Raw genomic sequence first — 14,680 nt, 5'->3', positions numbered from 1 at the left:
CCACGCACAACGCGGTCGTCCCGTCCGTGCCACCATGGCCGCATGACCACCGCACACCATCCCCACGCCGTCGAACCCGCCGCCCTGGCCGCACCGCGCGGCATCGACCAGATCGTGGCCGGCGTCTCGACCAGCGACGGTGACGGCGTCAAGCTCACGCGCGTGCTGCACCAGACCCTGCAGCAGCGGCTCGACCCCTACCTCATGCTCGACGCCTTCGGCAGCGACAACCCGGGCGACTACATCGGCGGCTTTCCGAGCCATCCGCACCGCGGCTTCGAAACCGTGACCTACATGATCGCCGGCCGCATGCGCCATCGCGACAGCGCCGGCCACGAAGGCCTGCTGGAAAACGGCGGCGTGCAATGGATGACCGCCGGCCGCGGCCTGGTCCACAGCGAGCTGCCCGAGCAGGAAGAAGGCCTGATGGAAGGCTTCCAGCTCTGGCTCAACCTGCCGGCCAAGGACAAGATGCGCAAGCCCTGGTATCGGGACATCCAGAGCGCGGAGATCCCCGAATTCACCACGCCGGCCGGCGTGCACGTGCGCGTGATCGCCGGCCAGAGCCACGGCATCGCCGGCGCGGTGCAGCGCGAGCACACCGAGCCGCTCTACCTGGACATCACGCTGCCGCCGGGCGCCGAGTTCGCGCAGCCGCTGGCGGCCAACCACAATGCGCTGGTCTATGTGTTTCGGGAGTCGCTCTACATCGCCGGCAGCGAGATTCCGACCAAGCGCATGGCCATCCTCGCCAACGCGGCCGACAGCGACGGTGTGCTGCTGCATGCGCCTGCTTCCAATCACAGCTCGGCGCGCGCGCTGCTGATCGCGGGCAGGCCCCTGCATGAACCGATCGCGCAATACGGTCCCTTCGTGATGAACACCCGCGAGCAGGTGACGCAGGCGATGCACGACTTCCAGAACGGCAAGCTCGGCTAGAACCCACCGGCGCCGCGCCGCGGCCACCGGAAGCTTGCGAGGACTACGCGATACCGCGCACCTCTGCCTGAAGCCTGACGCCGCGCTGCCGGGTTCATCTATCTTTACGCGCGCTAACGCTGTCCTCACGGCCGCGTTACAGAGCCCGGCCACACTTGCCCTCACCTGCTGCCCCTCGGTGGCAGGCTTCTTCGAAAGGAAGCACTGTCATGATCTCTTCTCGCAAAAACCTCCTCCTCGCCGGCTTGCTGGCGTCCGCCACCTTCTGCTCGGCCGGTGCGTTCGCGCAGGCGCCCTCGGCGCCCGGCGTGCCCGCCGCCGAAACGCAGTCTCACGCCGGGCCCGCGGCGCAGCACAGGCACATGGACCCGGCCCAGCGCATGGAACGCATGCAGGCGCATCGCGCCAAGCGGATGGCCGATCTCAAGCTGGTGCTCCAGATCACGCCCGCCCAGGAAAGCGCCTGGCAGAGCTTCACGGCCGCGCAGCAGCCGCCTGCCCGGCCCGCCGGCGCGGCCCGCTTCGATCGCGCCGAGTTCGCCAAGCTGACGACGCCGCAGCGCCTCGACCGCATCCAGGCGCGCCAGGCCGAGCGCAGCGCGATGTTCGCCAAGCGTGCCGAAGCCACGCGCAACTTCTACGCCGCCCTCTCGCCGGTGCAGCAGAAGATCTTCGACGTCGAGGCGATGCATTTCGCCGGCCACGGCCGCGGCGGCCATATGGGCCACATGGGCCATGCCGGCAACGAAGCGCCGGCCCACGCCAAGGGTTGAGTCCATGACGCCTGCCGGCGTCACGGAAAAGAAAGGCCCGCAGCGATCACGCGCTGCGGGCCTTTGACTTTGGAAGTATGAAGAAGGTGGCGCGTTCCTACAGCCGGGCGGCGAGCGGCGGCTTACAACCGAACACCTGATGTCTCTCTCCCCTGCGGCCGTTGCGACAGCCACGCCCACTTCCCTGAAGGTCATGACCGTGAACACCCACAAGGGCTTCACGGCGCTGAACCGCAGGTTCATCCTGCCCGAGCTGCGGGATGCGGTGCGCACCGTGGGCGCCGACGTGGTGTTCCTGCAGGAAGTGCTCGGCACGCATTCGCGCCATTCGCGCAAGGTCGACAACTGGCCCGAGGCGCCGCACTACGAATTCCTGGCCGACACCATGTGGCCGCAGTTCGCCTATGGGCGCAACGCGGTCTATCCGAAGGGTCACCACGGCAACGCGGTGCTGTCGAAATTCCCCATCGTCCATTTCCGCAACCACGACGTGTCGATCACCGGTCCGGAAAAGCGCGGCCTGCTGCATTGCGTGCTGCGCCTGCCCGGGCGGCCGATCGACGTGCATGTAGTCTGCGTGCACCTGGGGCTGGCCGAAACGCACCGCCAGCAGCAGCTGGAGCTGCTGTGCCACATCGTGCGCGACGAGGTGCCCGACGATGCGCCGCTGGTGGTCGCCGGCGACTTCAACGACTGGCGCGCCCGGGCCCACGAGATCCTTGCCGAGGGCGCCTCGCTGCGCGAGGTGTTCGTGCATGCCAACGGCAGTGCGGCCAAGACCTTTCCGGCGCGCTTTCCGCTGCTCGCGCTGGACCGCATCTACGTGCGCAACGCCGGCGTGCATGCGCCCATCGTGCTGCCGCGCAAGCCTTGGTCGCACCTGTCGGACCACGCGCCGCTGGTGGCGGAGATCGAACTGTGAACGGGCGCCTCCCATGAGCAACAACTGGGTCGCCGGCAACCACCTCGAGTTGCTGGAGAACGGCGAAGCCTTCTATCCGCGCGTGTTCGAGATGATCCGCGCGGCGGAGCGCGAGGTGATCGTCGAGACCTTCATCCTGCTCGAAGACAAGGTCGGCGAACAGTTGCATGCCGCGCTGCGCTCGGCTGCGCTGCGCGGCGTCAAGGTCGACCTCATGATCGACGGCTTCGGCTCGCCCGACCTGTCGCCGGCCTTCATCGAAGGCCTGACCTCGGCCGGCGTCAAGGTGCGCGTCTTCGATCCCGGCTCGCGCCTGTTCGGCCAGCGCCTCAATCTCTTTCGGCGCATGCACCGCAAGCTGGTGGTGATCGATGGCCTGCGCGCCTTCGTGGGCGGCATCAACTTCTCGGCCGACCATCTGATGGACTTCGGGCCCAAGGCCAAGCAGGACTATGCGGTCGAGCTCACCGGCCCGATCGTGTCGGAGATCCATCGCTTCGTGCTGCATGCGATCGCGGTCGGCGGCAAGGGCCCGGGCTGGTTCCGCCGCCGCCTCAAGGCGGCGCGCCACGAAGAGCGCGCGCCCACCGGCACCGCCGACGTGCAGTTCGTGACGCGCGACAACCGCCGCCACACGAACGACATCGAACGCCACTATCGCGCCGCGATCCGCACGGCGCGTCACCGCATCATCATTGCCAACGCCTACTTCTTTCCGGGCTATCGGCTCATCAAGGAGATGCGGCGGGCCGCGCGCCGCGGCGTCGACGTGCGGCTGATCCTGCAGGGCGAGCCGGACATGCCGATCGTCAAGGTCGCGGCCAGCATGCTTTATCACCACCTGCTGCATGCCGGCGTGCACATCTACGAATACTGCGAGCGCCCGCTGCACGGCAAGGTCGCCGTGGTCGACGATCGATGGAGCACCGTCGGTTCGAGCAATCTCGACCCGCTGAGCCTGTCGCTCAATCTCGAATCGAACGTCATTGTGCGGGACAAGGATTTCAACCACGTGCTCGCGGGGCGGCTGAACGAGCTCATGCGCCACGGCTGCAAGCAGGTGCAGACATCGGAGCTGACGGAATGGAGCGGCTGGCGCCTGGTGCGCAGTTTCTTCATCTTCCACCTGCTGCGCTGGTATCCGCGCTGGGCCAGCTGGCTGCCGCGCCATGCGCCGCGGCTGAAGCCGCTCGAGGCGCCGCCCGAGCCCGGCAGCGGCGCCACGCAGACGGACGCAGCATGAAGAACACCGCGGAACCGGCTCCGCCGGCCCGCCGGTGTTGCCCCCTGCAAAGGGGTTGGCAGCCACACGAAGTGGGCAAGCCTGGGGGTGAGCCCAAAGCTTGGTGGCCCTGGGCCAAGCGCGTTGTCGTGAGCGGCTTCCTGCTCTTCGTCGCCGCGCTGCTCATCGTCCAGGCGCGGGCCATCGAGTGGCGCGAGGTGTTCGATGCGATCGGCGCCTATCCGTCCGCCGTACTGCTGACCGCTGCCACGCTGAGCGCCGCGAGCCACCTGATCTACAGCAGCTTCGATCTGGTCGGGCGCCGCTACACCGGCCACGCGCTGCGCGCGCCGACGGTGATGGGCATCACCTTCGTGAGCTATGCCTTCAATCTCAACCTGGGCACCCTGGTCGGCGCGGTCGGGATGCGGGCGCGGCTGTATTCGCGGCTGGGGCTTGAAGCCGCCACCATCACGCGCGTCGTCGGCACCAGCATGCTGACCAACTGGCTCGGCTACTTCCTGCTGGCGGGGCTGGCTTTCCTCTGGTGGCCGCTCGCGCTGCCCGCGGACTGGCATATCGGCGTCGGCGCACTGCAGGCGCTCGGCGGGGCACTGGTCGCGGTGGCACTGGGCTATCTCGCGCTGTGCGCCTTCTCGCGCCGGCGCGAGTGGACCGTGGCCGGCCACGAGATCGGCCTGCCCGGCCTGCGCCTCGCGGGCATCCAGCTGGTGATCTCGATCGCCAACTGGGCGGTCATGGGCGCGATCATGGATGTACTGTTGCAGGACAAGGTCGGCTACCCGACGGCGCTGAGCGTGCTGCTGACCGGCGCCGTCGCCGGCCTGCTGTCGCGCGTGCCGGCCGGACTCGGCGTGCTGGAGGGCGTCTTCGTCGCGCTGCTGGCGCCGCCGCTGTCGAACACCACGCTGATCGCCGCCGTGCTGATGTACCGCGCGGTCTACTACTGGGCGCCGCTCGCGGTGGCCACGCTGCTCTACCTCGCGATGGAAGCCAACGCGAGGAAACTCGCCGCCGCCGCGGCGTAGCGCCATCACCTACCCGCTGACATGCGGCGGCCGCGCACGCCGGTCGAGGCCTCTCTGTTTTCCACCTGACCGCCTACAACATGCGATCGCGCCGCGTCCTAACTTGGCGGCATGTTGCAGCACACCGTCATGCTCGCGAGCGAGACCGACTGGCCCGGCTTTCGCCAGGAAGCTCGCGGGCTGCTCGCCCGGCTGGTGCCGCCTGAAGCGGTGAGCTGGCACACGCCATCGGTGATCGCATCCGATCTATGCACCCGGCCGGCTGCACGCGGCCACGCTGCCGAATCCGCGCGCGGCAGCATGAACCTGGTGGTGCCGCGTTCCTTCGTGTCGCTGTGCGAGACCGTCGTCCTTCATGAGGATCCTGCGCGCTTCGCGCTGCTGTACCGACTGCTCTGGCGTCTGGTGCACGAACCCGCCCTCGGCCATGCACCGCTCGACGCGGAACGGCTGCACGCGCAGCACATGGCGCAGGCCGTGCGGCGCGACATGCACCGGATGAAGGCCTTCGTTCGCTTCTGCACCATCGAGGAGGATGACGACGGGGGCCCCTTGAACGCCGCATGGTTCGAGCCGGTCCACCATGTCGTCGAGGCGGTGTCGCCCTTCTTCGCGCGCCGTTTCATGCACCGACGCTGGGCTCTCTTCACGCCCGAACGCAGCGTGCGAGGCCGCGGCGAGGAGATCGAGTTCGGACCCGGCGTCCGGCGCGACCAGGCACCAGCGCCGGATGCCGGCGAGGCCCTGTGGCTCATGCACTACCACAGCGTCTTCGATCCGACCCGGCCGGGGCTCGCCACGCACGCGCGGAGTCCATGACGGAGACGGGCGCCGCTGCATCTGCCGGTCGATCCTCGCAAGTAGGACGCCACCACCAAATTCATGCTGCAGTGCAGCAATTCGCCATGCAAAGGCCTATAGTGAGGTCATGTCGCCCAGCCTGTCATCCTCCCCTCGCTTCTTCAACCCGCTCATGCTGTGGGCCGACGTCGGTCTCAAGACCCACGAGATGCTGCTGTCTTCCGGCTCGGTGATCCGGATGCGGACCGAGCGCATCGCACAGGCCGGCCTCGCGCCGAGCGCGGCCGATCTGGCGGAGTTCCAGCTGATGGGGCAGGAAAAGCTGGCGGCCGCCACCGAATCCGGCGCGGCGATGGCGAACCAGCTGCACACCACCCAGTTCGCGCTGGTGCAGCGTGCCTTGCAGCAATGGCTGATCGGCGCGGCCGCGCTCCTCGCGCTCATCACCAGTACCGATACCGAGCAGGCCGTCACACATGCCAGGACACTCGGCAGCGCCGCGGCACGCTCGGCCGCCACGGCCAGTCAGCTGTCCAGCGCCAGCGCACGCATCGTCCAGCGCGGGCTGAAACCCATCCATGCGAAGGCGACGTCCAACGCGCGCAGGCTGAGCGCGCAAGCCTGAGTGAGACAGCTCGCGCGAGGCTGCGGCCTGCCTCAGACGGCCTGCACCAGGCGCAGCAAGGTGATTTCGGACGGTGCGCCGAAACGCTTGGGCGGCCCCCAGTAGCCGGTGCCGCGGCTGGTGTAGACCCACATCTCACGCAGCTTGTGCAGACCCGCCGTGAAGGGCTGCTGCAAGGGCACGAACAGGTTCCACGGAAAGAACTGCCCGCCGTGCGTGTGGCCCGACAGCTGCAGGTGGAAACCCGCATCGGCCGCGGCCGGGGCGCTGCGCGGCTGATGTGCCAGCAGCAGCCGCGTGTGCACCAGCGGCGGCGCGCCGTACAGCGCGCCCTGCGGGTCGCTCGCATGTGCGGCATCGAAATGCACCGCGGTGTAGTCGGTGACGCCCGCCACCACGAGCGCACTCTCGAGTTCTTCTTCCTCGGTCTGCGCGCCGGTGGTGTTGCGCGTCTGCAGGACCACGTGCTCGTTCATCAGCACGCGCATGCCGAGCCGGCGCAATTCGTCGACCCAGGCATGCGCACCGGCGTAGTACTCATGGTTGCCGGTGACCACGAAGGTGCCGTGCCGGGCGCGCAGGCTCGCGAGCGGCGCCACATGGTCGCGCAGTTCGTGCACCGTGCCGTCGACCAGGTCACCCGTGATCGCGACCATATCGGCTCCCAGGCCGTTGACCGCCTCGACGATGCGCTGGATGTAACCGCGCTTGATCGTCGGACCGACATGGATGTCGCTCAGCTGCGCGATCGTGAAGCCGCTCAGCGCCCGTGGCAGGTCGCGGATCGGCACGTCGACCCGCACCACGCCGGCCGTGCGCCGGGCGTTGAGAAAGCCGATCAGCGAGATCACGGTCGCCGCAAGCGGCACGGCGGCAGCGCTCCATGAGCGCCATGGCTGCCCATCGATCTCCCATCCGCCGACGAGCGTGGCCAGCCAGCCCAGCAGCAGCCCCGCGTCGCGCACGATCGTGAGCACGAACATCGAGGAGAACCAGCCCATGCTCAGGAGCCCGATCCACTTCCAGACATCCGGCAGCGGCCGGCGTGCTGAACGCCGACCGATGAAGGGCAGCGGCATGGTCGCCGCGGACACCACCAGCGCCGCCAGCAGCAGCGGCCAGGCGAGCGTCCACGCCTGCAGCGCGGGCAGCAGCCGCAGTCCGACGTAGACATGCAGCAGAGCGATGAGAAGGGTCAGCGGACGGAGCGGCATCGAGGCCTTGGAAGACGGGCAGAGCCCAGACAGCCCATGTGAGAGCGTTCGCCACTCTATTCAAGGTCCGTGCCACGGCGCGGTCGGCATTTTCTTTCCCGCACGCGGCGCAAGGCCAAGGACCATCCGCTCGGGGTAGACCAGGCATCCGGAAGGATCCTGGTCCGGTGGCTGCGTCAGCCGACGCCGCCAGCTGTCACGAATGCGCGCTGGTGGTGTCCGTGCCCGCGGGCCAGACGAAGAGCGTCCTGGCCGGCATCCCGGCGTGGACGTCGACCTCCTGCTTCAGCGTCTGGCCGGCCAGCGTTGCTTCGACCTCGTAGCGGCCCGGATCGAGCCGCGCGACCATGAAGGGACCGTCCGCGGAAACATGGTTGAGCACTTCGTGGCCGGACGCGTCGCGCACCGTCACCGAGATGCCGGCCGCGAAGTCGCCGCCGTTCTTGTCGCTCCTGTCCTTGACGGCGAATTCGAAAGTCGCCGGCCAGCGCGGCGACACCGTCTTCATCAGCGCGGCCTCGTCGCTGCCGATGCCGCCGCTCATGTATTCGATGCCGTTCGCCATGTGAATCGGCGGGTTGTAGATCGCATGGGCGGCCAACGCACCGAAAAGTGACGCACCGCCAATTGCAAGCGCGGCTGCGGGCCGCCAAAACCGGATCGTGTTCATCGCTGTGTCCTTGCTCGAGTTGGCGTGAAGCGAACTCCACGGCGCCACTATCCCCAGCAAGGCTTAGGCGAACCTGAATTCTGCGGCGCGCTCGAGGGTACCTCGACGCCGAAACCGCCGCCGAGCCAGCTCAGTCGCCGGTGCGCGCAGCGGCTTGCTGCTCCGTCCGCGGCAGCCCGGTCGCGGCAGCGAAATCGATGTTCGACGGCCAGACGAAGACTGCCTTGGACGACTGGCCATTGAACACCGTCAGCGGCTGCTCCAGCGTCACGCCGGCCAGCGTCGCCTCGACTTCGTAGGCACCGGGCTCGAGCCGGGCGAGCATGAAGGGCGCGTCGGCCGACGCTTCCATCACCTGCCGGTTCGAATAGCGCTCGCGCACCACCACCTTCACGCCGGCCGGGACATGGCCCGGTTTGGCGCGGCTCACCGAAAACTCGAGGGCTGCCGCCCAGCGCGGCTCGACCGTCTGCATGAACGCTGCCTCGGCGCTGCCGTTTCCGCCGCACATGTATTCAACGCCTTGCGCCACGCGGATCGGCGGATTGGTCAGCGCATGCGCCGACGCCATCGCACCGAAGAACGCCAAGGCGGCGACGGGTTGCCAAAACCGGATCGGGTTCATTTCGGTGCTGTCCTTGTCAAGAAAACGGCGTGGGAATCGCCGGGAATTTTCCTTAGCAAGACTCGGGCTCGACATAGCGTTTACGCGGAGGGAGCGTGGACGCGACGATCGGAGATCGATCGGGCCGGCACTATTTCATGAATGTCGAGGTCGTGAACGCCGACCAAAACCAGCATCGGTTGGCTCGATGCGCTGGCACGACAACCGCAGCCGGCCTCGAAGCAGGATCGGATCAGGAACGAAAAGAAGCAGGCACGCGATCGGCAGTTCGCGTTGCGGTGTCGCTGGCTTTCGAGGTGGCGGCCAGAGGGCCGGCGCTCACACGTCGATATTCGCCGCCCGCAGCGCGTTCTGTTCGATGAACTCCCGCCGCGGCTCGACCTCGTCGCCCATCAGCATCGTGAACACGCGGTCGGCCTCGATCGCGTCGTCGATCTGGACGCGCAGCAGGCGCCGCACGTTGGGGTCCATGGTGGTCTCCCACAATTGCTCGGGGTTCATCTCGCCCAGGCCCTTGTAGCGCTGGCGCGAGGTGGCGTTCTCGGCCTGTCCGATGAGCCAGCGCATCGCCTCGCGGAAGTCGTTGACCTTCTCTTCTTTGGCGCGCTCGCCTTCGCCGCGCTTGACCACGGCACCGTCGCCCAGCAAATCGCGGAAGGTCTTGGCCGCCTCGGCGAGCGCCGCATAGTCGGCGCCGTGCACGAAGTCCTGCGTCAGCACGCTGCTCTTGATGTTGCCGTGGTGACGGCGGCTGATGCGCAGCAGCGGCTTGTCGCTGCGGACGTCGAACTCGCTGGCGACCTCGGCCGGCGCGCCGGTGGTGTTGAGTTCGCGCAGCTTGTTCTGCAGGGCCACCGCGGAGGCTTCGGCACTTGCCGTCGTCTCGAGGTCCAGCGACACGCCGTCGGCGATCGCGCGCAAGGCCGCCGCATCGAGGAACACGCCCAGGCGCGCGATGACGGCCTCGGCCAGCTGATGCTTGCGCGCGAGCTCGGCGAGGGCATCGCCCTTGAGCGTGGTCGGCTGCGCGCCACCGGTCTCGACGCTGGCATCCTTGAGCGCGACCTTGAGCAGGAAGGCATCGAGCGCCGGGCCGTCCTTGAGGTATTGCTCCTCCTTGCCGACCTTCACCTTGTAGAGCGGCGGCTGTGCGATGTAGATGTGGCCGCGCTCGACCAGTTCGGGCATCTGCCGATAGAAGAAGGTCAGCAGCAGCGTGCGGATGTGGGCGCCGTCGACGTCGGCGTCGGTCATGATGATGATGCGGTGGTAGCGCAGCTTGGCGACATTGAAGTCGTCGGCGCCGCCGCCCGCGCTGGTCGCGCCCGCGCGGCCGATGCCGGTGCCGAGCGCGGTGATCATGGTCAGGATTTCGTTGCTGGTCAGCAGCTTCTCGTAGCGCGCCTTCTCAACGTTGAGGATCTTGCCGCGCAGCGGCAGGATGGCCTGGAACTTCCGGTCGCGGCCCTGCTTGGCCGAGCCGCCGGCGGAGTCACCCTCCACCAGGTAGACCTCGCACAGCGCCGGATCCTTCTCCTGGCAATCGGCCAGCTTGCCGGGCAGGCCCATGCCGTCGAGCACGCCCTTGCGACGCGTCATTTCGCGCGCCTTGCGGGCGGCTTCGCGCGCGCGCGCCGCATCGACGATCTTGCCGCAGATGATCTTGGCGTCGTTCGGGCGTTCCTGCAGGTAGTCGGAGAGCAGGCGGCCGACGATGTCCTCGACCGGCGCGCGCACCTCGCTCGACACCAGCTTGTCCTTGGTCTGGCTCGAAAACTTGGGCTCCGGCACCTTCACGCTCAGCACGCAGCACAGGCCTTCGCGCATGTCGTCGCCGGTGACCTCGACCTTGGCCTTCTTGGCGAACTCGTTCTCTTCGATGTACTTGTTGATGATGCGCGTCATCGCGGCACGCAGGCCGGTCAGGTGGGTGCCGCCGTCGCGTTGCGGGATGTTGTTGGTGAAGCACAGCACCTGCTCGTTGTAGCCGCTGTTCCACTGCATCGCGACCTCGACGCCGATGTGCGTGCCTGGAATGCCGCCGTAGGTATCGGCAGGCCGCTCGCCGGTCGCGTAGAACACGTTCGGGTGCAGAACCGTCTTGCCCTTGTTGATGAACTCGACGAAGCCCTTGACGCCACCGGCACCGGAAAAATCGTCTTCCTTGCCGGTGCGCTCGTCGAGCAGGCGGATGCGCACGCCGTTGTTGAGGAAGCTCAGCTCGCGCAGGCGTTTGCTGAGGATCTCGTAATGGAAATCTGCGTTTTCCTTGAAGATCTCATCGTCGGGAAGGAAGTGCACTTCGGTGCCGCGCTTCTCGGTCTCGCCGGTGATCTTCATTGGCGAGACTTCAACGCCGTTGACGGTCTCGACGATGCGGTTCTGCACGAAGCCCTTGCTGAACTCCAGCGTATGCACCTTGCCGTCGCGGCGCACGGTGAGCCGCAGCATCTTGCTGAGCGCGTTGACGCAGCTCACACCGACGCCGTGCAGACCGCCCGAGACTTTGTAGCTGTTCTGGTTGAACTTGCCGCCTGCATGCAGCTCGGTCAGCGCGATCTCGGACGCCGAGCGCTTGGGCTCGTGCTTGTCGTCCATCTTGACGCCGGTCGGGATGCCGCGGCCGTTGTCGGTGACGGACACCGAGTTGTCGGTGTGGATGGTAACCACGATGTCGTCGCAATAACCCGCGAGCGCCTCGTCGATCGAGTTGTCGACCACTTCGAACACGAGGTGATGCAGACCGGTGCCGTCGGAGGTGTCGCCGATGTACATGCCCGGGCGCTTGCGCACCGCCTCCAGGCCCTCGAGGATCGTGATGGCGCCTTCACCATAGGAATTGTCCGCGGCCGGTGTCACTTCGATCGGAATCGCGTTGTCGATTTCAGGCGTGTAGACCGGCTCGGTGTGCGGCACTTCCGGCTTGTTTTCTTCACTCATCAGGATCTTTCTCTCAGGGACTCAGGCCACCGGCGCTTCTTCTCTTCATTTCAGGAATACCGCGGATCCGGCTCTGCCGGTCCGCCGGTATTGCCCCCTGCAAGGGGGTGGGCGGCCACACGAAGTGGGCAAGCCTGGGGGTGTGCTCAGATCCTCATTGGCATCACGACGTACTTGAACGACGCGTTCTCGGGCACTGTCATCAGCACCGAGCTGTTGGAATCGGCCAGGTCCAGCTTCACCATTTCCTGGCCCATGTTGGCGAGCGCATCGATCAGGTAGGTCACGTTGAAGCCGATCTCGATCGCATCGCCGCCGTAGTCGATGTCGAGTTCGTCCTGCGCTTCTTCCTGCTCGGCGTTGTTGGACGCGATGCGCAAGGTGCCGGGCTCGATGTTGAGCCGCACGCCCTTGAACTTCTCGCTGGTCAGGATTGCTGTGCGCTGAAGGCTCGCCAGCAACGGCGCGCGGCCCAGCGTTACGCTGTTCTTGTGGTTCTTGGGAATCACGCGGTTGTAGTCTGGAAACTTGCCTTCGACCAGCTTGGTGACGAACTCCATGCCACCGAAGCTGAACTTGGCCTGGTTGTTCGCGAACTGCATTTCGATCGCGCCTTCGGCGTCCGACAGCAGGCGCTGCATCTCGAGCACGGTCTTGCGCGGCAGGATGACTTCCTGGCGCGGCACTTCGACGTCGAGCGTTGCAGAAGCAAAAGCCAGGCGATGGCCGTCGGTGGCCACCAGGCTCAGCTGCTTGCCTTCGGCGACGAACAGGATGCCGTTGAGGTAGTAGCGGATGTCGTGCACTGCCATCGCGAACGAGACCTGGCTGAGCAGGTCCTTGAGCGTCTTTTGCGGCACGCTGAAAACCGGGCCGAAATTGGCCGACTCCTGCACCAGCGGAAAGTCCTCGGCCGGCAGCGACTGCAGCGTGAAGCGGCTCTTGCCGCCCTTTAGCACCAGCTTGTTCGCGCTCGACTCGAGGCTCACGGTCTGGTCGGACGGCATCGTGCGCAGAATGTCGATGAGCTTGCGAGCACCCACGGTGGTCGTGAAGCTGCCCTCGTCGCCGCCGAGCTCGGCCTGGGTACGGATCTGGATTTCGAGGTCGCTCGTGGTGAGCTGCAGCTGGCCGCCGGTCTTGCGGATGAGCACATTGGCCAGGATCGGCAGCGTATGGCGCCGTTCCACGATCCCTGCCACCGACTGCAGCGCTGCAAGGACTTTGTCTTGAGTTGCCTTCAATACGATCATGTCTTACCTCTTCCTTATTTCTTTAATTCAACTTAGTAGTAGTAGATAAGGGACGCCCCCTGCTGTGGACAGGGCGATTTTCCGCTTTCGTGACAGGGAGTTGCTGCAGCCGGCCGGCTGTGCGCAGCCGTGCTTCGGTGCTGTCGCGCCGAGGCGCACAACTTCGGCCTTCACGCCGCGGCTGTGGACAAGGTCCTTCTTGTGCCGGAACTGTCCCCAGAGTTGTCCTTTGACAGGCTGATGTGAATCTGCGATGACAGTCATTCGTCAGCCCTTGAGCGTCTGTTCGAGCACGTGCAACTGCTGGTTGAGTTCGGTGAGCTGCTGGCGCTCGCCCGAGATCTTGCGCACGGCGTGCAGCACGGTGGTGTGGTCGCGGCCACCGAAGAGCTCGCCGATCTCGGGCAGGCTTTTCTGGGTCAGCTCCTTGGCCAGGTACATGGCGATCTGGCGCGGTCGTGCAATCGAAGCCGGACGTTTCTTCGAGTACATGTCGGCGACCTTGATCTTGTAGTAGTCGGCCACCGTCTTCTGGATGTTCTCGACCGAGATCTGCCGGTTCTGGATCGAGAGCAGGTCGCGCAGTGCTTCGCGCGCGAGCGCGATCGAGATGTCCTTCTGGTTGAAGCGCGAGTACGCAAGGATCTTGCGCAGCGCGCCTTCGAGCTCGCGCACGTTGGAGCGCACGTTCTTCGCCACGAAGAAGGCCACCTCCTCGGGCATCTCGACGCTTTCGACGCGGGCCTTGTTGATCAGGATCGCGACGCGCATCTCGAGCTCGGGGGGTTCGATCGCGACCGTCAGGCCGGAATCGAAGCGCGACACCAGCCGCTCGTGGATGTCGGCCAGGCCCTTGGGATAGGTGTCGCTCGTCATGACGATGTGCGACTTCTTGGCGAGCAGGGCTTCGAACGCATTGAAGAACTCTTCCTGCGTACGGTCCTTGTTGGCGAAGAACTGGACATCGTCGATCAGCAGCAGATCGAGCGAGTGATAACGTTCCTTGAATTCGTCGAAAGTCTTGCGCTGATAGGCTTTGACCACATCCGAAACGAATTGCTCGGCATGGATGTAGAGAACTTTGGCTTCGGACCGCTCCGACAGCAGGCGGTTGCCCACCGCATGCATCAGGTGGGTCTTGCCCAGACCGACGCCGCCATAGATGAACAACGGGTTGTAGAGATGGCCGGGCATGCCTGCCACATGCATGGCTGCAGCGCGCGCCATGCGGTTGGCGGTGCCTTCGACCAGGGTGTCGAAAGTCAGGCCCGAATTCAGCCGGTTCTTGAAGCTGGCCGCGGCCGGATCCTCACCCGGGCCTGCCATGTCGCGCGGCACGTCGGTTTCCGACACCACGGCCAGTGAGGTAGGCCTGGTAACCACTTCACGAGGAGCGAGCGCTAACTCGATGATTACCGGCTGGCCATAGAGCTTCTCGGCCATCGATGCGATCTTGCCGGCGTACTGGGCCCGGATCCAGTCGAGCTTGAAGCGGTTGGCGACGAACACCGTGACGCGGGACAGGTCGTCCGCGACCCGCGCCGTCAGGGGTTTGATCCAGGTATTGAACTGCTGTTCGGACAGTTCCTGCGCGAGCTGATCGACGCAAGCCTGCCAGAGGCTGTCACCGATGCTGTCACTCGGCAT

Annotated in this window: 13 protein-coding genes; 7 read left to right on the top strand and 6 right to left on the bottom strand. The window is 66.2% G+C overall.

Going from position 1 to position 14,680, the window contains the following annotated elements:
- Window positions 1-42 precede the first annotated feature (42 nt).
- The 7 genes from E5P2_RS00065 (at window position 43) to E5P2_RS00035 (ending at window position 6,331) form a co-directional block, all read left to right on the top strand.
- Complete coding sequence (locus tag E5P2_RS00065) at window positions 43-939, top strand: pirin family protein (RefSeq protein ID WP_162565147.1); 897 nt, start codon at window positions 43-45, stop codon at window positions 937-939.
- Between the two features lie 209 nt (window positions 940-1,148).
- A complete protein-coding gene (locus E5P2_RS00060) occupies window positions 1,149-1,712 on the top strand; it encodes a Spy/CpxP family protein refolding chaperone (RefSeq protein WP_162565146.1) in 564 nt (187 codons plus the stop codon).
- Between the two features lie 139 nt (window positions 1,713-1,851).
- On the top strand, window positions 1,852-2,634 hold the full coding sequence (locus tag E5P2_RS00055) for an endonuclease/exonuclease/phosphatase family protein (RefSeq protein ID WP_162565145.1): 783 nt from the start codon (window positions 1,852-1,854) through the stop codon (window positions 2,632-2,634).
- Between the two features lie 13 nt (window positions 2,635-2,647).
- Window positions 2,648-3,877 carry a cardiolipin synthase ClsB gene (gene clsB / locus E5P2_RS00050; RefSeq protein WP_162565144.1) on the top strand — a complete coding sequence of 410 codons (1,230 nt, stop codon included), beginning with the start codon at window positions 2,648-2,650 and terminating at the stop codon, window positions 3,875-3,877.
- A 128-nt stretch (window positions 3,878-4,005) separates the two neighbouring features.
- Entirely contained in the window at window positions 4,006-4,905 is a 900-nt protein-coding gene (locus E5P2_RS00045; protein WP_232080529.1) for a lysylphosphatidylglycerol synthase transmembrane domain-containing protein, read from the top strand.
- Window positions 4,906-5,016: 111 nt separating this feature from the next.
- A complete protein-coding gene (locus E5P2_RS00040; RefSeq protein WP_162565142.1) occupies window positions 5,017-5,724 on the top strand; it encodes a TIGR03915 family putative DNA repair protein in 708 nt (235 codons plus the stop codon).
- 109 nt (window positions 5,725-5,833) lie between these two features.
- Window positions 5,834-6,331, top strand: coding sequence for a polyhydroxyalkanoate granule-associated phasin (locus tag E5P2_RS00035; RefSeq protein WP_162565141.1), 498 nt, complete (start codon window positions 5,834-5,836; stop codon window positions 6,329-6,331).
- Window positions 6,332-6,363: 32 nt separating this feature from the next.
- Here the strand turns inward: E5P2_RS00035 and E5P2_RS00030 are convergent, their stop codons facing one another.
- The 6 genes from E5P2_RS00030 to dnaA all read right to left on the bottom strand — a co-directional run.
- Window positions 6,364-7,545 carry a metallophosphoesterase gene (locus E5P2_RS00030; RefSeq protein WP_162565140.1) on the bottom strand — a complete coding sequence of 394 codons (1,182 nt, stop codon included), beginning with the start codon at window positions 7,543-7,545 and terminating at the stop codon, window positions 6,364-6,366.
- Between the two features lie 196 nt (window positions 7,546-7,741).
- A complete protein-coding gene (locus E5P2_RS00025; protein WP_162565139.1) occupies window positions 7,742-8,215 on the bottom strand; it encodes a carboxypeptidase-like regulatory domain-containing protein in 474 nt (157 codons plus the stop codon).
- 130 nt (window positions 8,216-8,345) lie between these two features.
- Window positions 8,346-8,840 (bottom strand): hypothetical protein, encoded by a 495-nt coding sequence (locus E5P2_RS00020; RefSeq protein ID WP_162565138.1) that lies wholly within the window; start codon window positions 8,838-8,840, stop codon window positions 8,346-8,348.
- Between the two features lie 318 nt (window positions 8,841-9,158).
- A complete protein-coding gene (gene gyrB, locus E5P2_RS00015) occupies window positions 9,159-11,783 on the bottom strand; it encodes a DNA topoisomerase (ATP-hydrolyzing) subunit B (protein ID WP_162570284.1) in 2,625 nt (874 codons plus the stop codon).
- 143 nt (window positions 11,784-11,926) lie between these two features.
- On the bottom strand, window positions 11,927-13,033 hold the full coding sequence (dnaN, locus tag E5P2_RS00010) for a DNA polymerase III subunit beta (RefSeq protein ID WP_162565137.1): 1,107 nt from the start codon (window positions 13,031-13,033) through the stop codon (window positions 11,927-11,929).
- A gap of 267 nt (window positions 13,034-13,300) precedes the next feature.
- Window positions 13,301-14,680: chromosomal replication initiator protein DnaA (gene dnaA, locus E5P2_RS00005; protein WP_162565136.1), on the bottom strand; the 1,380-nt coding region annotated here is incomplete at its 5' end.

The organism is Variovorax sp. SRS16 (assembly GCF_901827165.1).
Taxonomy (GTDB): domain Bacteria; phylum Pseudomonadota; class Gammaproteobacteria; order Burkholderiales; family Burkholderiaceae_C; genus Variovorax.
The sequence above is the reverse complement of the archived record's forward strand: the minus strand, read 5'-3'. Positions and strand labels throughout refer to the sequence as shown.